21 protein-coding genes are annotated in these 20,188 nt (G+C 72.1%); 14 read left to right on the top strand and 7 right to left on the bottom strand.

Annotated elements, in window-relative coordinates; genetic code table 11:
* Positions 1 to 9: 9 nt before the first annotated feature.
* The 3 genes from BLV96_RS13115 to BLV96_RS13105 all read right to left on the bottom strand — a co-directional run bounded on the left by BLV96_RS13115 (position 10) and on the right by BLV96_RS13105 (position 4,065).
* Entirely contained in the window at positions 10 to 1,200 is a 1,191-nt protein-coding gene (locus BLV96_RS13115; RefSeq protein ID WP_167379627.1) for a PucR-like N-terminal domain-containing protein, read from the bottom strand.
* Between the two features lie 395 nt (positions 1,201 to 1,595).
* Positions 1,596 to 2,519: an alpha/beta fold hydrolase gene (locus BLV96_RS13110; RefSeq protein WP_086675060.1), complete on the bottom strand. Its 924-nt coding sequence runs from the start codon at positions 2,517 to 2,519 to the stop codon at positions 1,596 to 1,598.
* A 337-nt stretch (positions 2,520 to 2,856) separates the two neighbouring features.
* The gene (locus tag BLV96_RS13105) at positions 2,857 to 4,065 is read right to left on the bottom strand and encodes a PucR family transcriptional regulator (protein WP_086675061.1); all 1,209 of its coding nucleotides are present in this window, start codon (positions 4,063 to 4,065) and stop codon (positions 2,857 to 2,859) included.
* A gap of 198 nt (positions 4,066 to 4,263) precedes the next feature.
* Between BLV96_RS13105 and BLV96_RS13100 the strand changes: the two genes are divergently transcribed.
* Positions 4,264 to 5,457 carry a PucR family transcriptional regulator gene (locus BLV96_RS13100; protein WP_086675062.1) on the top strand — a complete coding sequence of 398 codons (1,194 nt, stop codon included), beginning with the start codon at positions 4,264 to 4,266 and terminating at the stop codon, positions 5,455 to 5,457.
* A gap of 105 nt (positions 5,458 to 5,562) precedes the next feature.
* Positions 5,563 to 6,258, top strand: a complete 696-nt coding sequence (locus tag BLV96_RS13095) for a GNAT family N-acetyltransferase (protein WP_086675063.1) — start codon at positions 5,563 to 5,565, stop codon at positions 6,256 to 6,258.
* On the opposite strand, the gene BLV96_RS13090 is transcribed toward BLV96_RS13095, so the two are convergent.
* Complete coding sequence (locus tag BLV96_RS13090) at positions 6,148 to 6,675, bottom strand: GtrA family protein (protein ID WP_086675064.1); 528 nt, start codon at positions 6,673 to 6,675, stop codon at positions 6,148 to 6,150. The two genes, BLV96_RS13095 and BLV96_RS13090, sit on opposite strands and share 111 nt — an antisense overlap.
* Positions 6,676 to 6,715: 40 nt before the next feature.
* Between BLV96_RS13090 and BLV96_RS13085 the strand changes: the two genes are divergently transcribed.
* The gene (locus tag BLV96_RS13085) at positions 6,716 to 7,306 is read left to right on the top strand and encodes a hypothetical protein (protein WP_086675065.1); all 591 of its coding nucleotides are present in this window, start codon (positions 6,716 to 6,718) and stop codon (positions 7,304 to 7,306) included.
* Here the strand turns inward: BLV96_RS13085 and BLV96_RS13080 are convergent, their stop codons facing one another.
* Positions 7,307 to 8,494 (bottom strand): lipase family protein, encoded by a 1,188-nt coding sequence (locus BLV96_RS13080; protein ID WP_086675066.1) that lies wholly within the window; start codon positions 8,492 to 8,494, stop codon positions 7,307 to 7,309.
* A complete protein-coding gene (locus BLV96_RS13075) occupies positions 8,491 to 9,054 on the bottom strand; it encodes a hypothetical protein (protein WP_244180205.1) in 564 nt (187 codons plus the stop codon). The genes BLV96_RS13080 and BLV96_RS13075 overlap by 4 nt, the downstream gene beginning before the upstream one ends.
* Before the next feature lie 318 nt (positions 9,055 to 9,372).
* Here BLV96_RS13075 and BLV96_RS13070 point away from each other — a divergent pair, with 318 nt between their 5' ends.
* From BLV96_RS13070 to BLV96_RS13050, 5 genes are all read left to right on the top strand, one after another.
* On the top strand, positions 9,373 to 10,602 hold the full coding sequence (locus BLV96_RS13070) for a DUF6801 domain-containing protein (protein ID WP_091389124.1): 1,230 nt from the start codon (positions 9,373 to 9,375) through the stop codon (positions 10,600 to 10,602).
* Between the two features lie 76 nt (positions 10,603 to 10,678).
* The gene (locus BLV96_RS13065) at positions 10,679 to 11,719 is read left to right on the top strand and encodes a DUF6801 domain-containing protein (protein WP_086676294.1); all 1,041 of its coding nucleotides are present in this window, start codon (positions 10,679 to 10,681) and stop codon (positions 11,717 to 11,719) included.
* Positions 11,720 to 11,753: 34 nt separating this feature from the next.
* Positions 11,754 to 13,091 (top strand): DUF2252 domain-containing protein, encoded by a 1,338-nt coding sequence (locus BLV96_RS13060; protein ID WP_244180204.1) that lies wholly within the window; start codon positions 11,754 to 11,756, stop codon positions 13,089 to 13,091.
* Positions 13,092 to 13,157: 66 nt separating this feature from the next.
* Positions 13,158 to 13,496: a YciI family protein gene (locus tag BLV96_RS13055; RefSeq protein WP_086676290.1), complete on the top strand. Its 339-nt coding sequence runs from the start codon at positions 13,158 to 13,160 to the stop codon at positions 13,494 to 13,496.
* A gap of 50 nt (positions 13,497 to 13,546) precedes the next feature.
* A complete protein-coding gene (locus tag BLV96_RS13050; RefSeq protein WP_086676288.1) occupies positions 13,547 to 14,725 on the top strand; it encodes an RNA polymerase sigma factor in 1,179 nt (392 codons plus the stop codon).
* Here BLV96_RS13050 and BLV96_RS13045 read toward each other — a convergent pair.
* The gene (locus BLV96_RS13045; protein WP_086676286.1) at positions 14,712 to 15,059 is read right to left on the bottom strand and encodes a hypothetical protein; all 348 of its coding nucleotides are present in this window, start codon (positions 15,057 to 15,059) and stop codon (positions 14,712 to 14,714) included. The two genes, BLV96_RS13050 and BLV96_RS13045, sit on opposite strands and share 14 nt — an antisense overlap.
* A 190-nt stretch (positions 15,060 to 15,249) precedes the next feature.
* Here BLV96_RS13045 and BLV96_RS13040 point away from each other — a divergent pair, with 190 nt between their 5' ends.
* The 6 genes from BLV96_RS13040 to BLV96_RS13015 all read left to right on the top strand — a co-directional run bounded on the left by BLV96_RS13040 (position 15,250) and on the right by BLV96_RS13015 (position 20,183).
* Positions 15,250 to 16,452 carry a PP2C family protein-serine/threonine phosphatase gene (locus BLV96_RS13040; RefSeq protein ID WP_086676284.1) on the top strand — a complete coding sequence of 401 codons (1,203 nt, stop codon included), beginning with the start codon at positions 15,250 to 15,252 and terminating at the stop codon, positions 16,450 to 16,452.
* Positions 16,442 to 17,965, top strand: a complete 1,524-nt coding sequence (locus BLV96_RS13035) for a sensor histidine kinase (RefSeq protein ID WP_086676283.1) — start codon at positions 16,442 to 16,444, stop codon at positions 17,963 to 17,965. Before BLV96_RS13040 ends, BLV96_RS13035 begins: the two co-directional genes overlap by 11 nt.
* Positions 17,962 to 18,402, top strand: a complete 441-nt coding sequence (locus BLV96_RS13030; RefSeq protein ID WP_086676281.1) for a response regulator — start codon at positions 17,962 to 17,964, stop codon at positions 18,400 to 18,402. The genes BLV96_RS13035 and BLV96_RS13030 overlap by 4 nt, the downstream gene beginning before the upstream one ends.
* 47 nt (positions 18,403 to 18,449) lie before the next feature.
* Positions 18,450 to 18,809, top strand: coding sequence for an STAS domain-containing protein (locus tag BLV96_RS13025; RefSeq protein WP_086676279.1), 360 nt, complete (start codon positions 18,450 to 18,452; stop codon positions 18,807 to 18,809).
* Between the two features lie 20 nt (positions 18,810 to 18,829).
* Positions 18,830 to 19,246, top strand: coding sequence for an ATP-binding protein (locus BLV96_RS13020; protein ID WP_086676277.1), 417 nt, complete (start codon positions 18,830 to 18,832; stop codon positions 19,244 to 19,246).
* Between the two features lie 184 nt (positions 19,247 to 19,430).
* Entirely contained in the window at positions 19,431 to 20,183 is a 753-nt protein-coding gene (locus BLV96_RS13015; protein ID WP_086676275.1) for a dienelactone hydrolase family protein, read from the top strand.
* Positions 20,184 to 20,188: the final 5 nt, after the last annotated feature.

Below are 20,188 nucleotides of genomic sequence, written 5' to 3'. Positions count from 1 at the left end.
GAAGGGGAGTCAGGAGCCGAGCAGGGCCTCCGCCCGCAGCGCGATCTCCATGTCGAGCCGGTCGTCGGCGTTGTTGAGCCGGTCGCCGAAGAGGTCGATGAGCTGGTGCATGCGGTACCGCACGGTCTGCGGGTGCACCTTGAGCTTCTTCGCGATCTCCGGCGCGCTGCCGCGGGACTGCAGCCAGATCAGCAACGTCTCGCCGAGGCGCGCCCGCTGCTTCGGGGTGAGGTCGTTGAACGGCTCCAGGCTGCGCGAACACAGCTCGCGGACCAGGAACTCGTCGGCGAGCAGCCACAGCGTGGACAGGTGGTCGGTGCAGTGGGTGACCGGCGCGTCCGGCAGCACGCCGCGTTGCACGAGCTTGAGCGTCCGGCGGGCCCACAGCAGTGACCGCGGCGCGTCGGTGAGCCGGACGGTCGGGCCGATCACCGCGCGCCAGCCGGCCAGCCGCTCGCCGAGGTTCTTCAGGTGCTTCTCCGCGTCGCCGGTGACCAGGCACGGCTCGCCGCCCTCGAGGTCGACGAGGACGTCGGGGTGCAGGTCGGGCGCGGCGAGGCTGTGCTGGTCGGCGCGCGGTTCGAGGGCCACGACCGTGACCTCGGCCGGGAGCGCCCACTGCGCGGTCGCGGCCTGGGCGCTGATGGTCTGCGGCGCCGACGGCGGGTCGGCGAGCAGCAGTTCGAGCAGCCGTCTCCGGCGCCGGGCCCGGGTGCCGGCCGCGCGGGTCTGCGCCGCCGTGTAGCCCTCGATCGAGAGCGCGGAGATCTCGTCGACGTAGGCGAAGATGGCCTCGGCCGACGTGCAGAGCGTGTCCGCGGCGACGCCGGCGGCCTGCCCGAACTCCGAGATGTGCCGCCACGCCACGCGCCCGCCGACCCGGTAGGCCGTCTGGAGGCAGTCGAGGCTGCGGCCCTCGTTGAACTCGATCTTGCCGAGGTTGCGGAACACGGTCGTCCACGTCTCGAGCGGCACGGCACCGGGGGTGCCGACACTGTCGAGGCACTGGATGATCGCCTGCCGGACACCCTGGGTGATGATATGCCCGAACGCGCCTTCGAGGGGCTGGCGGTACTCGGGCACCGCCCGCTGGACCTCCTGCAGGATGGCGCGGGCCAGCGGGTCGACCCGCGGTTTGAAGCGGATCGCCAGCTCACGGGGCAGCGAAGCCCACAGCCCGATGGCGCCGGAAGCGCGCACGGGCCGGGGTTCCCCGGCGGTCCGCTGGGTCGGGGGGTAGGCGGGCCGGGGCCGGTCGGCCGACACGGACTGGTGCCGGTAGGCCGGTCCGGAAGGGCGTTCTCCGGGGTTGGGCCGTCCCGCGCGCAGGGCGGGGGCGGCGAACCCGGTGTCCACGTCGGTCATGTGTTTTATCCTTGCTGGCAACAAAACTGGCCTCTTCGTCGTCGAAGCCGGTCCGGATTTTGTGGCTCAGGCAACATAATTTCGCGCGAACCGCAGTGTCAACGGGTTCTCCGCTGACTTTGCGGTAACCCGTCCGGACTACACCCGAACGGGTGGAAGCGCGCGATGAGAGGTGACACTTCCGCTTCGGGCGGATGGTGCGCGGGTGACAACTTTTCCGTGGGGTGTTTTCACGGGGCCGACAGCCCGGCGCTCAGCCGTGCGACGACGTCGTCGAGCGTGAGCCGCGCGGGTTCCGTCGTGGTGACGAACTCGTGCAGGAGCAGGCGGAACCCGTCCGGATCGGCCACGTGCGGAAAGTGTTTCATGTTTTCTCGCACGGTCAAGCGGCTGTTCGGCAGCAGCTCGGCGGCCCGGCGGCCGTGCGCGGCGGGGATGAGCGGGTCGCGCGCGCCCCAGACCAGCAGCACCGGCACGGCTTCCGCCAGGTAGAGCTTCTCCAGCGCGCTCGCGCGCTGGCCGCGCAGGTCGATCAGGCTGCGCGCGATGGCGAAGAACGCCCGCCGCCGGGCCGGGTCGGCGAGCGAGCCGAAATGCCTTGCCAGCTCACGTGTTTCAGTTTTCAACGATCCACCCAGCCGGCGTCCGAGCCGGGCCGCGGCACGCGCGATCGCGAGCGTGCCGCGGTTCACCGCGCAGGCCACGACGGCCCGGGCGCCCGGCAACGCCGTCGCGCGCAGCACCGGGCTCACCTCCGGGCCGAGCCCGGCGCTGGCGACCAGGACGAGCCGGTCGCACATTTCCGGGAACTGGTAGGCGAACTGCAGCGCGACGCCGCCGCCGAGCGAGTGCCCGACGACGGTCGCGTGCCGCACACCGGACACCGCCAGCACGTCCCGCACGGTGCTCGCCAGCGCGCCGAGACCGTAGTCCGTGCGCGGTGCTTCGGATTCGCCGTGGCCGGGCAGGTCGAGTGCCAGCACGCGTTCGCCGAGCGATTCGCACCGCTTCAGCAGCGGTGTCCAGGTCTCCACGCTGCCCGCGATCCCGTGCAGCAGCACGATCGCTTCGTCGCGCGCACCCGCCGCGGGCAGGTGCTCGTGCAGCCGGATGCGGCGGCCGTGGAGGGTCAAGGTGTGCGTCTCGAGTGTCATCGGGAGCCCTTTCTCGCGAGCCGAAAATAGGGCATCCGACTACTCGCGCCGGATGTGTCGCACGCCACTTCGCGGGAATGCGGGTGCGGGTGACAAGAACGGCCGCCGAAAGGCGATCGCGGGTGCGGGTTTTCCCGGTTCACCCGGTTATGCGTATCGACATTCCGCCGGTATCCGCGTATTCCTCGAAGGCATGGTCGCAATGACGCACCGGACGCGCTGATGTCGTGCCGCGCGAGTTTCCACCCCTATTCGCGAGAGCCCCGGCCACCGCGGCCGGTGCGGCGCCCGTGGCGGCGCGTGCTGCCCGTGCCGGTGCGCGCGCTCGACCGCGCCCTCAGCGCTCCCGCTCACCGTCCGGCCGGTGCGCGCGCATGAGCCGCTGAGCCCGCAGCGCCAGCTGCATGCCGAGGCGGTCGTCGGCGTCCTTGAGCCGGTCGCCGAAGAGCTCCTCGAGCTGCCGCAGCCGGTTGCGCACGGTCTGCGGGTGGACGCCGAGGCGCTGCGCGATCTCCGGCGCCCCGCCACGCGTCTCCAGCCAGGCCAGCAGCGTCTCGCCGAGCCGGTCGCGCTGCTTCTCGCTCAGGGAGGCGAACGGGTCGAGGCTCTGGCGCGCCAGCTCGGCGGCCAGGAAGTCCTCCGCGAGCAGCCAGAGCGTGGCCAGGTGGTCGCGGCACCAGATGATCGGGCCGGGGACGTCGGGCCCGGACAGCAGCAGCGCCCGGCGGGCGGTGCGCAGCGCGGCCGGGGCGTCGGCGAGCGGCACGGTGGGCGACACCGCCGCCCGCCAGCCGTCGAGCTTGGCCTCCAGTGGCCCGAGATCGGCGTCCGGGTCGCGGGTCAGCAGGTGCGGCTCGGGCCCGTCGAGGTCGGCCAGGACACCGTCGCCGAGCAGGTCGGCGGGGAAGCCGGCGGCGTCCGGGCCGCGTTCGAGCGCGACCATCGCGGCGGTCTCGGGCAGTGGCCAGCCGGCCCCGCCCGCCAGCTCGGCGATGCTGGTCGCGGCGCCTTCGGGGCCTTGGACGATCAGCTCCAGCAGGCGCCGGCGCCGGACCGGGACGGCGCCCTCGGCCTCGGTCTGCGCCCGCTGGTAACCCTCGATCGCGGTGGCGCAGAGCTCGTCGACGTAGGCGAAGATGGCCTCCGCGGCGACCGAGATGACGGCCGGGTCGACGCCGGCCGCGACGACGCCGGGGTGCATCGCCCGCCAGGCCACCCGGGCCCCGATGGTGGCGCTGTCCTGCAGCGCGTCGAGGCTGCGGCCCTCGGTGAACTCGATGCGGCCGCGGCCCCGGTAGAAGTCGATCCAGTGGTCGTGGGCCAGGCCCGGTTCGCCCATCGAGTCGACGCAGTGCTGCACGGCGTACTCGACGCTCTTGACCAGGACTTTTCCGAACACGCCCTTGAGCGGCTGGCCGTAGGCCGGGACCGTGCGCTGGACCTCCTGGATCATCGCGGCCGCGGCGCGCCCGACGTGCGGACGCAGGCCCGCGCCGAGCGCGCGCGGCAGCGAGGCCAGCAGGCGGAAGCTGCGGTACTCGACCACCGATCCCCCTTCGAGTCGGTCCGGGCGGAGCAGAGCGTATCCGACGGTTGTGTCACTGAAAAATCAACGAGGTGTTCCCGGAAAGGGTGACGGGATGACGTCCTTTTGACACGGACGGGTGGGCGTCCTACGCTCCGTGTCAGGTGGTGGGGGCCAATTCCGAGTGTCGATTAATCCCGGTGGAGGACCGAATTCCCCATGCGTTCTCCTGCTTCGGACGGCTCGGTGTGGGCCCGGCTGCCGCACGAGCTCGGCGACGCGGTGCGCCCGCGGATCCCGGAGATCGCGCGGGCCTGCGTCGACGGCATCGCCGCCGAGATTCCGGAATATTCCGGGAGTTTCGGCCGGGGACCCACGCGCGTCGCGGCGATCGAGCAGACGCGGCGCGGGATCGAGCGGGACATCGACCGCGTCGGCACGCCCGCGCTGTGGCAGGCCGACCGGCTGGCCGAGTTCCGCGGGCACGGGCGTGAGGCGTTCCACAATGGCCTGAGCCGCGAGGCGGCGCAGGCGGCGGTGCGCGTGTCGAGCCGGGTGACGTGGCGCTGGATCGCCGACATCGCCCGGGAAGCGGGCCTGTCGGGCGACGTCCTGTACGGCGCGGCCGAGGGCATGTTCGCCGACGTCGAGACGTCGATGGCGGCAATCTCCGAGGGCTACCGCGCGGCCGAAGCGGCGATGACCGGCACGGGCGAGCGGCACCGCCGCCTGCTGCGCGCCCTGCTCGGCGGCCGCACACCGGCCGAAGTGGACGGTCTGATCGCGGCTTCGGGACTGCCGGTGCCGGCTCGGCTGGCGGCGGTGGCGTTCCGCGCGTTGCCGGGCGCCCCGGAGTTCCCGCCGGGGCTGCTGCCGGAGCACGTCCCGGCCGACCCGTCGGGCGACCCGCCGGCGGCGCTGACCCCGGCCCCGGACCCGGACCTGGCGGGCTTGGTGGGGTTGCCGGCCGGCTGGACGGCGGCGGTCGGCCCGCTGGTGCCCCCGGCGGCGGTCCCCGAATCGTTCCGGGTGGCCCGCCGCGCCCTGGAGTTGTCGGCGCGTGGGTTGCTGGACAACCCGGGGCCGGTGGTGTGGTGCCGCGACCACCTGACGACGTTGCTGCTGCTGGCGGACGAGTTCCTGGTGTCCCAGCTGGCATCGGCGACACTGGCCCCGTTGTCGGGGCTGCCCGAGCGGCGGCGCGAGCAGTTGGCGGAGACGTTGCTGGCGTTGGTCCGGACCCGCGGGAGCGCACCGGAGCTGGGGCGGCTGTTGGAGCTGCACCCGCAGACGGTCCGGGCGCGGTTGAAGAAGCTGGGGGAGCTGTTCGGGTCGCGGTTGGACGATCCGGGGGAGCGGCTGCGGATGGAGCTGGCGTTGCTGGCGGAACGGGCGTTGCCGGGCGGGGAGTGAGCGGCGCGGGTCGTCGGGTAGCGGGGTTCCGACGCGAAGTGGCCTGGTCCGGGCCGGCCGGATTGGCTCTGGGGGTAGATCCACTTCGCCCCTAAGCTGCCCGGCATGACCGGATTGCTCACCGAGCGCCGTCGGCAGGCCTGCGACAACGCCGTGGCCATGTGGACCACCCTGGCGAACGCCCGCGGCGACGTCGTCCGCGAGACCTCCACCTGCACCGTCATCGACGGCCGCCGGGTCCGGATCATGGTGCGGACCGACACGCCGGACCACGCCGAAGTCGCCGCGCTGGCTCGCGAGTACCGGGAAAACGGCCGGACCGTCGTTGTCGAAGACCCCTGGCGGACGGTCGACCTGAGCGACCTCGGCATGGCGCCCCGCTTGCTGCCCGTCATGGTCCGGGAACCCGGGCCGGTGCCGGACGAACCCGCCGTCACCCGCGTCGAAACCGTCGCTGAACTGCGGAAAGCCGAAGACGTCATCGTCCGCGGCTTCCCGCTGGAGGAGTACCAACCGGCCGAGCCCGGCCAGGTCTTCCCTGACGAACTACTAAGCCAAGCCTTCTTCCGCAAAGGCGACGAAGGCGCCTGCTTCACCATGGCCCACGGCGGAGTCGGCGGCGCCTACTGGGTCACGACGATGCCCGAGCACCGCTCCAAAGGCGTCGGCCGCGCCCTCATGCACGCCGTCCTACGGCACTTCGACGATCTCCCCGTCACGCTGAGCGCCTCGCGGTCGGGCAAGCCGCTCTACGACAAGCTCGGGTTCACCGACCTGGGGGACGCCCACTGGTGGCGCTGACCGGGGGAAAACCCACCGGCGGTAGCCGTACCAGCGGAACGCCGTCCCGGACAACGTCCCCAGCACCATCCCCGCCACGAAGTCAGCGACCTCCTGCGCCACGAAGCTCACATGGGGGACGGACAGGTGCAGGACGTACCGCGACACCAGCGGCGGCACCAGGTTCACCGCCACCGCACCAGCGTTGACCACGAAGAACAGTGCCGCCTCGCGGACGCGGTGGTGGCCGCCGCGGCCGGCGAACGACCAGCGGCGGGACAGCAGGTACGCGAACGCCGTCGAGGCCACCGTCGCGCAGAAAAGGGCCGTCACCGGTTTCTCGCGGAACACGGTGAGCTTCAGGCTGTAGTCGCCCAGTAGGGTGACCCCGTACGCGGCCAGGCCGACGACGGCGAAGCGGAGCAGCTCTCGCGGCATGGTTCCTCCAGGGAGACGCCGACAGGGTGGAGGTCTTTCGATGGCACGCACGGGCGGTGAGGGTGACATCCCCTCGGTCGCCGAGCTGGTGAACCTCTCGCAGACGAAACCGCTGATGATCCGCGGTGACCTCGACGAGATGCTCGCCAGGGAAGAACCCGCGCCCGAACCGAAGCCCGATCCGCTGGCCATCCTCGACGCCGAGCTCGCGGCCCCGGAACCCGACGACGAGCGCCCGCTCGAAGCGCCGCCCGCCGAGTCCCGGCGCACCAAGCCCTACGTCCTGGCCGCCGGTGCCGCCGTCGCGCTCGGGCTGGCCGCCGTCGTGCTCTTCCAGCCGCAGCAGGTGGGCGGGACGGCCACGCCGCCGCCGGGCGCGACCGCCCCCGCCGCGCCGCCGGCCTCGAGCGACGCGGTGGAGACGATGAGCGCCACCGCGGAGGCGCCGCCGCTCACCGCGAAGGTGCGCGACTCGCCGGTCCGGACCACGAACCCGCCGGCCGCCGCGGGGCGCAAGCCCGCGAACCCCACGACGTCGGCGCCGCCGGCCGAAGACCAGTGGCAGCAGTACGTGAGCTCGGTGGTCAGCTCGTGGCAGCACCAGCACCCGCACGGCCGGCCGAACCGCTGATCAGCAGTTCGGCGTCGCCGGCTTCCCGGCGATCCGGTCCTTGACGAACGCCAGGACGTCGGCGTTGCCGGTGTAGACCAGCGTGATGTGGTCGGTGTCGTAGGTCTTCCACGTCACCGCCACCCCGGCCGCGCAGTACGCCTTGTGCAGGCTGTCGGCCTGCGCGAACTGCACCAGCTGGTCGCCGGTCGCGTGGTACTCGAACACGGGCACGCGAGGCGGGCTGCCGCCGAGCTTGTTCTCGTTCAGCCGCGCGACCCACGCGGGCTTGATGTAGCCCGGGCCGGTCGTGTAGTCCGCGATCTTCTGGTTCGCGTACGTCGTGAGCAGCTCGAACGTGCACGCGCTCTGCTTCATTTCGGCGAGTTTCGCGCGGCCGTTGTCGCTCAGGAACGAGTCCAGCTGCAGCTCCGGGTAGGCCTGGTCGAGGCCGAGCAGGGCGTAGGCGAACACGCCGAACCCGAACTTGCCGTCGAGCTGCAGCGTCACCTGGACGAGGTCGGCGGGCACGCCGCCGGCCGCGATACCGACGAGGTTCAGCTCCGGCGCGTACGTCGGCTGCAGCTCCCCGGCCCACGCCGCGGCGCCGCCACCCTGGGAGTAGCCGCGGAAGACGACCTTCGCCGTCGTGGACAGCCCCGCCGCGGGCAGCCGCTGGGCCGCGCGGACCCCGTCGATCACCGCCGGTCCTTCGGAACGCCCCACGACGTACGTCGTCTTCGGCGCGCTCTGGTAGCCCTCGTAGTCCGGGACGGTGACGGCGTACCCCGCGTCCAGGAGGTCGTCGAGGCCGGGCTGTTCGTAGAACGCGCCGATGTCGATCATCTTCGACGGCGTGCAGCCGAACGCGGGCCCGTGCGTGCCGGGGTCGAACGAGACGATCGGCGCCGTCGCGCGGTCGGCGTTCTTCGGCACCAGCACGGTTCCGGTGACGGCGTCGGGCTGCCCGAGCGCGTTCGTGGACAGGTACATCACCTGCCACGCGTCGACGGACGCCTGGCGCGGGCCCGCGTTCGACGGCCGCCAGCGGAGGACGTCGCCGGGTTTGCCCGCGGGCAGCGGCGACGGCGGCGTGTAGAACGAGTCGTCGGCCGGACCGGGTGCCGGGGCCGCCGACGCCGCCGCGGGCGCGAACACGCCGGCGAGCGCCAGCGCGATTAAGACGGCCAGCACGCGGCGGGCCGTCACGAGCCCGTCCCGTAGACGCGCTTGCAGGTCGCGGACTCGCTGAAGGCCAGGTTCAGCTCGGGGTTCGCCTTGAGGTCCTTGATCGGCCCTTCCGGATCGGCGAGCTGGCCCATGGTCGCGTCGGCGTCGGAGATGACCTTGCGCAGGCTCGGCTGGTCGGTCACCTTCGCCTGCTCCATCTTGGACTTCGTCTCGGCGAGCTTGGTCTTCGTCTCGGTGAGGTTGCCGGTCGCCTTGTCCACAGCGGACTGTCCATCCGGGACGGGCGGGACGCCGGCGGTGCGCAGGCCGCCCGCCATGTCGTCGAGCGCGGAACCCAGGCGGCCCAGGAAGTCGACCATGGCGTCCCGGGTCTTCACCGGGTCGGCGTCGTCGACGGCCGGCGGCTGCGACAGCTTCGCCGAGCCCGAAGCCACCCCGGTGCACACCTTGTCGACCCAGGCCAGCGCCGCGGGATCGGCGTGCCGGCCGGGGTCGGCCGGGGCGTCCGACCCGCACGCGGAGCACGACAGAAGCGCGGCCGCCGCCATTGCGAGCACCGCGCTGTGCATTCTTTTCATGGGTTTCGAAGCTACGCGGCGCGGTCGCGCCCGAGCAAGACGGGAATGGCCGATTGGCACGCGCGTCAACATTTCGGGAGCGGTGTTTGTCACGCTCGTCAGCGCTTCGGCGACGGCCCTGTGCTGGGAAAACCTTCCCGGGGCTGCTAGGAACCCCGCCCGGGTGGCGTGCCGGGGTGACAATTTGCGGTGCCCGTGTGGACTTTTCACCGAAAGGCCTTGATCGGCGCTATCCGCGCTCGTTAGCTTACGGATCGGTCGCGATTCTCGAATAGCGCGGGCCGTTTCGTATCACTGTTGATACACGGAAGGACCATCGTGAGTCACCCAAGAGGCAAGAAGAAGACGGTCGCGGCCGCCGCGGCCGTGGGCGCGGTGGGGCTCGTCGCCACCGCGCTGGTCGTCGGGGCGCAGGCCAGCGCGGCCGACCCGATCTCGCTGACGCTGAACTACCACTGCACGCTCCCGCTGGTGGGGTCCCAGTCGCTGAAGGTGGTGATCAACACCGACCTGCCGACCACGGTGAACACCGGGCAGCCGACCGGCGCGTTCGACATCCGGGCGGTGTCCACGATCAACGCCGACACCGTCGCCGGCCTGAGCCTGATCGGGGCCACCACGATCGAGGGCACCGCGACCGCCGCCGCGACGGTGGCCGCACCGAGCCTCAACCTGCCGGTCAACGTCCCGATCACGCTGGAGAAGACGAACATCCCGGCCTCGGGTGAGCTGAACATCAACGCGGCGGGCAAGACGCCGTCGCTGACGTTCACCCAGGCCGGCCAGGCGAAGATCACCGTCGGCGACCTGAACCTCAAGGTCACCCCGCGCAAGGCCGACGGCTCGGTCACCGGCATCACGCCGGACGGCACGATCGACGCGCCCTGCACGCAGGACGCCGGCCAGAACAACACCCTGGCCACGATCACCATCGCCGGCGGTGGCGGCACGACGACGCCGCCCACCACCACCCCGCCGACGACGACCCCGCCGACCACCACGCCGCCGACGACCACCCCGCCCACCACGACCCCGCCGGGCGGGGGCATCAAGTACTCCTTCGGCATCACCGGCCAGACGGCGCTGAAGTCCCTCGGCAGCACCGCGCCGATCACGGGCTCGTTCGACGCCGACGTCAACCTGTCGGCCAAGACGTTCACCGGCAGCCTGCAGCTGAACCCGACCCACACCGACTTCAAGCTGTTCGGGTTCATCCAGGGCAGCTCGGACGTCAAGGTCGTGCAGAACGGCCCGCAGACCGGTGAGCTCGTCGGCACCGGCTTCAAGGCGCACATCAAGTTCGACACGTTCCTCACCACGGTCAACCTGTTCGGCATCCCGATCAGCACCGACCCGAAGTGCGGCACGACCACCCCGTCGACCAGCGAGATGACCACCGGTCCCGACTTCGACCTGCTCAAGGGCGGCAAGCTGTCGGGCACCTACTCGCTGTCCGCGCTGCAGAACTGCGGCTCGTTCAACGACATCATCAGCGCGTTCGCCAAGAGTGACGGCAACTCGCTGGACCTCGTGCTCGCCAAGAAGTGACCCGATCTGCCGGCCCCCGTCGCGCTGCGGCGGGGGCCGGTGCCACGCCCGAGAAACTCGAGAAAGGGGAGCGCCCGTGCGGATCGCCCGGTCGTTGCTCGCCGCCTGCGTGCTCGCCCTCGGAGTCGCCACGCCCGCGGCGGCGTCGACGCCGATCGACAAGAAGCTGAGCTTCACCTGCCCGTTCCCGTTGATCGGGCTGCAGAAGCTGGACGTCGAGGTCAAGGCGTCGTTCGACGTGCCGGCCGCGCCCGGCGGCACGTTCACGACGGCGGACCTCGCGGTGGCGGTGACCGTGCCGGACAAGTCCACCCGCGGCCTGGCCCTGGTCGGCGCGGCGAGCATCGAAGGGACGGCGTCCGCAGGGGTGACGCTGGCCAACGGTCCGCTGACGCTGCCGCTCGCCCTGCCGCTGACGGTGGCGAAGACCGCGGTGCCGGCGTCGGGGCCGTTCACCACAAACGCGTCCGGTTCGGTCCCGCCGGTGCAGCTGCCGAACGCGGGCCGGACGACGCTGACGATCGGCGGCTTCAGCGCGCGGCTCACGCCGAAGAAGGCCGACGGCTCGTTCACCGGGCTCGGCTCGTTCACCTCGGACTGCACGCTCGACGCGGGGCAGGACCCGGTGCTGCTTTCGTTCGACCTGGGCGCCTCGCGCGACTACGGCGTCACCGGCTCGACGACGCTGAAGGCGCTCGGGGCGACCGCGCCGGTCACCGGATCGTTCACGGGGTTCACCCCGGCGTTCGACCGGACGCGGGCGGAGTTCAAGGTGTTCGGGTTCGTGCCCGGGACGGCCGACCTGCTGTTCAGCCCGGACGGCCCGCAGACCGGGGAACTCACCGGCGACGGTTTCGTCGCGCACGCGAAGCTGGCGCTGGCCTTGCCGCAGGTGACGCTGTTCGGGCTGCCGGTCGCGGACGCGGGGTGCCGCGCGAGTGCCTCGATCCCGGTGGAGCTGCGGTCCGGCAGCGGCTTCACCCCGGCGACGGGCGGCCCGGTGAGCGGGCAGTACGCGATCCCGCCGCTGACCGGCTGCGGCACGTTCACGGCGTACCTCAGCTCGCTGGTCCAAAGTGACGGCAACACGTTCGCCGTCACGTTGGCCGCACGCTGACCGGGGTTCACGTCGGTCCGGTAGCTGTGGCCGAATGCGCCGAACCACTGTGGGGACCCTGCTCGTGATCCTGCTCCTCGCCACCGCGGCTCCCGGGGAGGCCGCCGGGCTGACCCGGGACCCGGTGGCCGTGGTCTACGACCGCGACCACGCGTTGCACGTCCTCAACGGCGGCGCGACCGACGACGAGCTGACGCTGCGGACGCAGACGCTCGCGTCGAGCGCGTGGGCGTTCTTCCGCGGGACTTCGCCGCTGTACTACCGGGATCTCGGCGAACTCCCGAAGTCCGCGTACGCCACCGCGGCCGGTGACGTCTGGCTGACCGGCGACGCGCACCTGGAGAACACCGGCGCCGACCGCGGGGCCGACAACGAAGAGCAGTTCGCGATCGACGACACCGACGACGCCTGGCGCGGTTCCTGGACGTGGGAAGTGCGCCGCGAAGCCGTGTCGATCGTCCTCGCCGGCCGCGCGAACGGCCGCGGCGCGAGCCAGATCGCCACCGACGTCGACACGTTCGTCGCCGAGTACGCGCAGTGGATCGCGAAGTTCCACGGCACCGACGACGAAGCGAGCTGGCGGCTCACTTCGGGCAACACCTCCGACCTCGTCGGGGACCTGATCGACAAGTCGGCGGGGGACAAGCGGGCCGACCTCGTCGCGAAGTGGACCACCGGCGGTCACTTCAAGTCCGACCCGGAGCTGCAGCCGGTCTCCGCGACGACGCGCACCCAGCTCGTCGACGCGATCGCGTCGTACCGGACCACCGCCGGCAAGCCGCTGAAGACGTCCGAAGCCGTGGTGAAGGACGTGCGGCGGCGGACCGGCGCGGGCACCGGCAGCCTCGGCCGCTTCCGCTGGTACGTCCTCGTCGAGGGGGACACGACCTCGGCGTCCGACGACCGGATCCTCGAGGTCAAGCAGGAAGTCGACCCGGCGCCGAAGCAGCTCGCGCCGAACGCCACCACGCTGACCGGCGGGCAGCGTCCCGCCCTGGCCCTGCGCTGGCTGGCGAACCAGTCCGACCCCCTGGCCGGCTGGGCGAGCGTCGGGAGCACGCCGGTGCTGGTGAAGGAGAAGTCGCCGTTCGCGGAGGACCTCGAAATCGGCGACCTGACGTCGTCGGCGACCTGGGACGACACCGTGCGGGACGTCGGCCGCCTGCTCGCCGCCGCGCACTCCCGCGCCGACCAGGACATCGCCGGCACCGGCCTCACCTACTCGGCGGACGCGGCCATCGACGGTGCCATCACCTCGGTGTCCGGGCTGCAGGCCGAGACCCGCGCGTTCGCCACGAGCTACGCGGATCAGGTCACCGCCGACTGGCACGCGTACGTCGCCGCGAAGAATTCCGGACGTCCGTTGTTCTGAGCTGTCGATTTCGCCGTTCCCCGCGTGACGGAGTAGGAAAGGACAGAACGACGAGGAGGAACGGACATGGCGCAGTACGCGGTGCTGATCTACGAGCGGGTGCCCGCCGAAGACCTGCCGAAGGAGATCATGGACCGGCACATCGGCCTGCCGGAGCTGATCGCTTCGAAGGGCGGCAAGGTGACCGCCGGCCTGGCCCTGCAGCCGAACGAGACGGCCACCGCCCTCCGCGGCGACCTCGTGACCGACGGGCCGTTCGTGGAGACCAAGGAGGTGCTCGCCGGCGTGTACCTGCTGGAGGCCCGCGACCTCGACCACGCGCTGGCCTGCGCGAAGCTGACGCCGATCGTCGAAGGTGGCGTCGAGGTCCGGCCGCTCGTCGACTTCCAGGTCGTGGCGGACTGACCCCGGTCGCGGACGCCGTCGCCGAAGCGCACCGTCGCGAGTGGGCCTACGTGCTCGCCGCGACGGTGCGGGTCACCCGCGACCTCGACGAGGCCGAGGAGGCCGTCCAGGACGCCTACGTCCAGGCGCTGAAGCGCTGGGCCGACGACGGCGTCCCGGACCGGCCCGGCGCGTGGCTGACCACGGTCGCGCGCCGGACCGCGCTCAACGGCGTCCGGCACCAGGAAGTGCTGCGGCGCAAGCTGCCCCTGCTCGTCGAACCCGATGCGGACCCAGCCGACGACCCGCCCGAGCCCGCCGGGCCGATCCCCGACGACCGGCTCCGGCTCGTCTTCACCTGCTGCCACCCCGCGCTCGCGCAGGAAGCCCAGATCGCGTTGACGCTGCGGCTGGTCTGCGGTGTCGCGACGGCCGACATCGCGCACGCCTTCCTGGTGCCCGAGCCGACGATGGCCGCCCGGATCACCCGCGCCAAGAAGAAGATCGCCGCCGCGCGCATCCCGTACGCGGTCCCCGCGGCCGAGGAACTGCCCGCCCGGGTGTCGGTCGTGCTGACCGTGCTGCACCTGCTCTACGCGGCGGGCCACACCGCGCCGTCGGGGGACGACCTCGTCCGCGACGAGCTGACCGGCCGCGCGCTGGACCTGGCGCGGATGCTGCGTGCCCTGCTGCCCGCCGACACGGAGGTCGCCGGGCTGCTCGCGCTCCTGCTCGTCCAGCAGGCCCGCCGGGCCACCCGGACCGACCCCGCCGGGCGCCTGCTGCGGCTCGAAGACCAGGACCGCTCGCGCTGGGACACCGCGATGATCGCCGAGGCCGACCTGCTCGTCGTCGAGGCGCTGAAGTCCGGCCCGCCCGGGCGGTTCAGCGTCCAGGCCGCGATCGCGGCGCTGCACGCCCAAGCGCCGAGCTACGCCGAGACCGACTGGCCGCAGATCCTGACCCTCTACGACGTGCTGCTGCGCCTGTGGCCCTCGCCCGTGGTGGCGCTCAACCGCGCGGTCGCCGTCGCCGCGGTGGCCGGCCCCGAGGCCGCGCTCGGGGAGATCGCCCGGCTGGAGGCCGACGGGCGGCTCGCGGGTTACCGGTACCTGCCCGCCACCAAGGCGGACCTGCTGCACCGCCTCGGCCGCGACGCCGAAGCGGCCGACGCCTACCGCGCGGCGCTCGCGTTGAGCGACAACGCCGTCGAGCAGGAGTTCCTGGCCGCGCGGCTCAGCGGCGCCTGAGCAGCAGGACGACCGCGGTGGCCGCGAGGAGCAGCGCGGCCAGGAAGAACGCGCCGTGCACCACGGCGCCCGTGGCCAGGTCTTCGGCCAGCTGCCGGACCAGGACCACGATGCCGAGCCCGCCGACGATCGCCGACGCGACGCGAGTTCCTTTCACACCGCGGTGAACGCCGTACCCGAGCAACGCGAACAAGCCGGCGCCGACGACGTACGCGAGGATCGCGACCGGCAGCGGGACAGCGGCCTCGGCCGGTGTGCGGCGGCCGCCGAGCAGCGAGCCGAGGAACCAGCACGCCGTCGCGCCCCACCAAGCGAGAGCGGCGCGCGGGGGCATGGCTGCAGCCTAGGACGGGGTCGTCCGGTTCCGGCACGGTCACGACCCGAACCGTTACCGGCCCGGTGTCACACCGGAGTGCTATAAAACGCTACCTCCGTGGGACCGGTTTCGAGGTCGTGGCCGCCGGTGCCGCTAGGGTGATCGTCTGGATGTGCTGGGCTCGCGAGCAGCCGAACGGGAGAAGCCGGTGACCGCCGCGCACGACTCATCGTGGGACTCCGGCACCCGCTTGCGCGTGCTGCTCGTCGAAGACGACGACGGCGACGCGCTGCTCGTCGAAGAGATGCTGGCGGACACGTCCGTGCCGTTCTCGCTCGAACGCGTCGACACGCTCGCCGCGGCGCTCGCCGGCCCGCTCACCGCCGACTGCGTCGTCCTCGACCTGCAGCTGCCCGACGCCATGGGCCTGAGCGGGCTGACGAAGCTGGGTCAGCACGCGCCCGGCGTCGCGATCGTCGTCCTCACCGGCGGGCACGACCAGGCCACCGGTGTCGCCGCGGTCGCCGCCGGCGCGCAGGACTACCTCGTCAAGGACCAGGTGGACGGGCCGCTGCTGGTGAAGGCGCTGCGCTTCGCCCGCGAACGCAAGCGCGCCGAGCAGGTCGAGCAGCAGTTCCTGCAGCAGCAGCTGCTCGCCCGGGAGAACGCGCGGCTGGAACGCGGCCTGCTGCCCGTCCCGCTGCTGCGCGACCCGCACCTCGACCTGGCCTCCCGCTACCGCCCCGGCCGCAACGGTTCCCTGCTGGGCGGCGACTTCTACGACGCGATCGAGCTCGCCGACGGCACCGTGCACATGATGATCGGCGACGTCTGCGGCCACGGCCCGGACGAGGCCGCGCTCGGCGTCGCGCTGCGGATCGCGTGGCGCTCGCTGGTGATGGCGGGCCTGCCGATGGCGGACGTGCTCAGCATGGTCGAACGGGTGCTGGTGCACGAGCGGATCGAGCCGCTGTTCGCCACCGTCTGCATGGTCGTCGTGGCGCCGGACCGGAGATCCCTGCGCCTGTCGCTGGCCGGGCACCTGCCGCCGCTGCTGCTCACCCCCGGCGACGGGCACCTCCTGTCCGGCGAACGCCTAGGCGTCCCGCTCGGCATCGTCGAAGGCACGAAGTGGGAGGCCCTCGACGTGCCGCTCGAACCGGGCTGGTCGCTGCTGCTCTACACCGACGGCGTCTTCGAGGGCCGCGTCGGCGCCGGGTCGGAACGGCTGGGCCACGAGCGGATGGCGGCCATCGTCCTGGAGGTCCAGCACCAGACCGGGCTGACCGGCACCGACCTGCTCGACGAGCTGATCGCCCGCGCCGAACGGCTCAACTCCGGCCCGCTCGACGACGACGTCGCCCTCGCCCTGCTCAGCCACGATCCGACAGGACCCGCCGATGAGCACTGAAGCACGCGGCTGGACGATCCGCCGCTGGCTGAGCCTGTTCGCCGTCTTCGAAGCCGTCCTGCTGCTCGCCGCGGTGGCCGGCGGCGTGATCGCGCTGAACAACCTGACCGAGGCCCGCAACAGCCTCCTGGACGTCATCGGGCCGCAGCGGCTGGCCGCGACGCAGCTGTCGACGGCGCTGCTGAACCAGGAGACCGGCATCCGCGGCTACCAGCTCGGCCGGCAGCCGGACTTCCTCGCGCCCTACACCGCGGGCCGCCAGGCCGAGGGCGACGCGGTCAGCCAGCTGCGCCAGCTCGGCGCCCTCCCCGGCACGCAGGCCGGCGACGACCTAGAGGCCGTGCTGCGGGCCGCCGTCGCCTGGCAGGCCGTGGCCGCGCCCAGCGTCGAACCCGGCGCGGGGGCGATGACCCCGGCGCAGATCGAGCGCGGCCGGACCCTGTTCGACGGGGTGCGCCAGTCCCTCGGCACCCAGTTCGACCACCTGACCGCCGTCCGCGACGCCGGCCGGGCGGACCTCGACGCGGCGGCGAGTTTCCTGACCGCCATGCTCGTCGCCATCGGCGTGCTGGTCGTGCTGCTGTTCGCGGTGCTCTTCCTCGGCCTGCGGCGGGTCATCACCGGGCCGATCGTGCGGCTGGCGGGCGAGGTCCGCGAGGTCGCCGACGCCGACGTCCGCCACCCGGTGCACGGGAGCGGGCCGCGCGAGATCGCCCAGCTCGGCTCCGACGTCGAGGCCATGCGCCTGCGGATCCTCGCCGAGGTCGCCGAGCTCGAGCGGGCGCACGCGCTGCTGGACCGGCGCACGCACGAGCTGGAGCGGTCGAACGCCGACCTGGAGCAGTTCGCCTACGTCGCTTCGCACGACCTGCAGGAGCCGCTGCGGAAGGTGGCGAGCTTCTGCCAGCTGCTCCAACGGCGTTACGAGGGGCTGCTCGACGAGCGCGGCCAGCAGTACATCGAGTTCGCGGTCGACGGCGCGAAGCGGATGCAGGTCCTGATCAACGACCTGCTCGCGTTCTCCCGGGTCGGGCGCAAACCCGCCGAGCACGTCGTGGTGGACGCGGGCAGCCTGGTCGACGACGCGCTCGCGAACCTGGAGGTCGCCCTTTCGCTCAGCGGCGGGAAAGTCGAACGCGGCGAGCTGCCCGAGGTGCGCGTCGAGCCGGTGCTGATGACGGCGGTGTTCCAGAACCTGATCGGCAACGCGCTGAAGTTCAAGGGCGAGGCACCGCCCGAGGTGCGGGTCACCGCCGAGCGCGACGGCGATGACTGGGTGTTCTCGGTGACGGACAATGGGATCGGCATCGACGCGGAGTACGCCGAACGGGTCTTCGCGCTGTTCCAGCGGCTGCACACCCGCAGCGCGTACCCCGGCACCGGGATCGGCCTCGCCCTGTGCCGCCGGATCGTCGAGTACCACGGCGGCCGGATCCGGCTCGACACCGAGGCCGAGGGCACCACGTTCCGCTTCACGCTGCCGGCGGCCACCGAGGATGGTGAGGACGCATGACGCACGCGCCAGTTCCGATCGACATCCTGCTCGTCGAGGACGACCCGGGGGACGTCCTGATGACCCGGGAGGCCTTCGAGCACCACAAGATCCGCAACGCGCTGCACGTCGCGAGCGACGGCGTGGAGGCCCTCGAGTTCCTGAACCGCCACGGGCGGTTCGCGGAGGTGCCGCGGCCGGGGCTGATCCTGCTCGACCTCAACCTGCCCCGCAAGGACGGCCGCGAGCTGCTGGCCGACATCAAGCAGGACCCGGACCTGCGCACCATCCCGGTGGTCGTGCTGACGACGTCGGAGGCGGAGGAGGACATCGTCCGCAGCTACGACCTGCACGCCAACGCCTACGTCACCAAGCCGGTCGACTTCGAGAAGTTCGTCGAGGTGGTCCGGAAGATCGACGACTTCTGGGTCACGGTGGTCAAGCTGCCGCACCGGTGAGGAGCGCCGTTGGCGCGGCGGCGGGGATTGGGGCACCATAAAGCGCCGTGGCCTCTTCATCCCGGGATCTCCCCGCCGTCGAGCTGGCGGTCACGCTCGACTGGCGGGACACCGCCGCGGTGCTGCGCGTGGCGGGGGAGATCGACCTGCTGAGCGCGCCGGAGTTCGAGGAAGTCGTCGACACCGTGCTGGCCGACGAGCCGCGGACGCTGGTGGTCGACCTGCGCGCGGTGACGTTCTTCTGCTCGGCGGGCCTGCAGGTGCTCGCGGCGGCGCACCGCCGGCTGCCCGAGCGCGCGCTGCGGGTGGTGAGCGACTCGGCGGTGACGTCGGGTCCGTTGAAGACGACCGGCCTCGACACGTGGATCGGCATCCACGCGACGGTCGACGAAGCGCTGAGCCAGTGACGGGCCCGGAAAGGCGACCGATGGACGAACCCCCGGGACCGTTCCGCTGCCACGGCGTGGAGGCGGTGCCCGAAGCCCTGCGCCGGCTCCGCCACGACCTGACGGCGTGGGTCCTCGCGGCGGGCGTCGACGAGGCCCGGACCCAGGACATCGTGCTGGCGAGCTACGAAGCGCTGGCGAACGTGGCCGACCACGCCTACGACGGCACGGGCTCCGGGGTGGTCGACCTCGACGCGGCCGTGCACCCGGACCGGATCGAGGTGGTCATCAGCGACCACGGCCGGTGGCGGACCCCGGTGGTCGACCCGCGCCCGGTTTCGTTGCGGGGGCGGGGATTGCTGCTGCTGCGGGCGAGCGCCGACCGCGCGGACATCGCGTCCGGCGAGTCGGGAACCGTGGTGACGCTGGTGTGGGACCGGACGCCGGTGCGCCCTTGACCGGCGACGCCGAAAACAGGTTGGGCGCCTCGGTGACCGGCTGGTAGCGTGCCGTCGACCGTGACCCACCCGAGGAGGTGAGACCCGTGAACGCTCAGCGCACGTGGGTGCTCCCCCTCGCCGTCATGGTCGGGCGATAGGCCAGGGGAGCGCCTCGATCCAGGCACTCCCGAAAGGCTTTCCCATGGGTTCTCTTTGTTTCACCTCCGTCGCGAAGGCGGACGGGGTCGTCGAGCGCGGCTTCACCGTCGGTGACGTCCCCGGCGTCCTTTGGTCACCCGCGTCCGGTCCGGCGGCCGCGGCCCTGGTCCTGATGGGGCACGGCGGCGGCCTGCACAAGAAGACGCCGGCGCTGGCGGCCCGCGCCCGCGAAGCCGTCACCAGGCAGGGTTTCTCCGTCGTCGCCATCGACGCGCCCGGGCACGGCGAGCGCCCGCGCACGGCCGAAGACGAGCAGGTCCGCGCTGATTTCCGGGAAGCGCACGCGACGGGTGACCGCGAACGCTTCCGGTCGGTCAGCATCGCCTACGCGCTCTCCCTGACCGAACGGGCCGTCCCCGAATGGCAGGCCACGGTGGATGCCCTGCAGCAGTTGCCCGAAATCGGCCGCGACGCGCCGATCGGCTACGGCGGCGGGATCTCGCTGGGCACCGCGATCGGGATCCCGCTGACCGCGGCCGACCCGCGGATCTCCGCGGCGATCTTCGGCGGCGGGTTCTTCGTGTACGACGAGCTGCTCGCGGCGGCGCGGCGGATCACCGTGCCGGTCCAGTTCCTGCTCCCGTGGGACGACGAGCACGTCGACCGCGAATCGTGCTTCGAGCTCTTCGACGCTTTCGCGACCGCCGAAAAGACGTTGCACGCCAACCCCGGTGACCACCGCACCATCCGCTGGAACGGAGTCGACGAGGGCTTCCTCGCGCGGCACCTGAGCTGACGGAA

The organism is Amycolatopsis pretoriensis (assembly GCF_900107925.1).
GTDB lineage: Bacteria > Actinomycetota > Actinomycetes > Mycobacteriales > Pseudonocardiaceae > Amycolatopsis > Amycolatopsis pretoriensis.
The sequence above is the reverse complement of the archived record's forward strand: the minus strand, read 5'-3'. Positions and strand labels throughout refer to the sequence as shown.

What these genes read in the sequence shown, in the direction of transcription:
- BLV96_RS13075 (WP_244180205.1), bottom strand. Translation starts at nt 9,054, where the DNA reads ATGAAAAGAATGCACAGCGCGGTGCTCGCAATGGCGGCGGCCGCGCTT.
- BLV96_RS13060 (WP_244180204.1), top strand. Translation starts at nt 11,754, where the DNA reads ATGCGCCGAACCACTGTGGGGACCCTGCTCGTGATCCTGCTCCTCGCC.
- BLV96_RS13045 (WP_086676286.1), bottom strand. Translation starts at nt 15,059, where the DNA reads ATGCCCCCGCGCGCCGCTCTCGCTTGGTGGGGCGCGACGGCGTGCTGG.
- BLV96_RS13020 (WP_086676277.1), top strand. Translation starts at nt 18,830, where the DNA reads ATGGACGAACCCCCGGGACCGTTCCGCTGCCACGGCGTGGAGGCGGTG.
- BLV96_RS13090 (WP_086675064.1), bottom strand. Translation starts at nt 6,675, where the DNA reads ATGCCGCGAGAGCTGCTCCGCTTCGCCGTCGTCGGCCTGGCCGCGTAC.
- BLV96_RS13015 (WP_086676275.1), top strand. Translation starts at nt 19,431, where the DNA reads ATGGGTTCTCTTTGTTTCACCTCCGTCGCGAAGGCGGACGGGGTCGTC.
- BLV96_RS13110 (WP_086675060.1), bottom strand. Translation starts at nt 2,519, where the DNA reads ATGACACTCGAGACGCACACCTTGACCCTCCACGGCCGCCGCATCCGG.
- BLV96_RS13055 (WP_086676290.1), top strand. Translation starts at nt 13,158, where the DNA reads ATGGCGCAGTACGCGGTGCTGATCTACGAGCGGGTGCCCGCCGAAGAC.
- BLV96_RS13085 (WP_086675065.1), top strand. Translation starts at nt 6,716, where the DNA reads ATGGCACGCACGGGCGGTGAGGGTGACATCCCCTCGGTCGCCGAGCTG.
- BLV96_RS13095 (WP_086675063.1), top strand. Translation starts at nt 5,563, where the DNA reads ATGACCGGATTGCTCACCGAGCGCCGTCGGCAGGCCTGCGACAACGCC.
- BLV96_RS13100 (WP_086675062.1), top strand. Translation starts at nt 4,264, where the DNA reads ATGCGTTCTCCTGCTTCGGACGGCTCGGTGTGGGCCCGGCTGCCGCAC.
- BLV96_RS13030 (WP_086676281.1), top strand. Translation starts at nt 17,962, where the DNA reads ATGACGCACGCGCCAGTTCCGATCGACATCCTGCTCGTCGAGGACGAC.
- BLV96_RS13035 (WP_086676283.1), top strand. Translation starts at nt 16,442, where the DNA reads ATGAGCACTGAAGCACGCGGCTGGACGATCCGCCGCTGGCTGAGCCTG.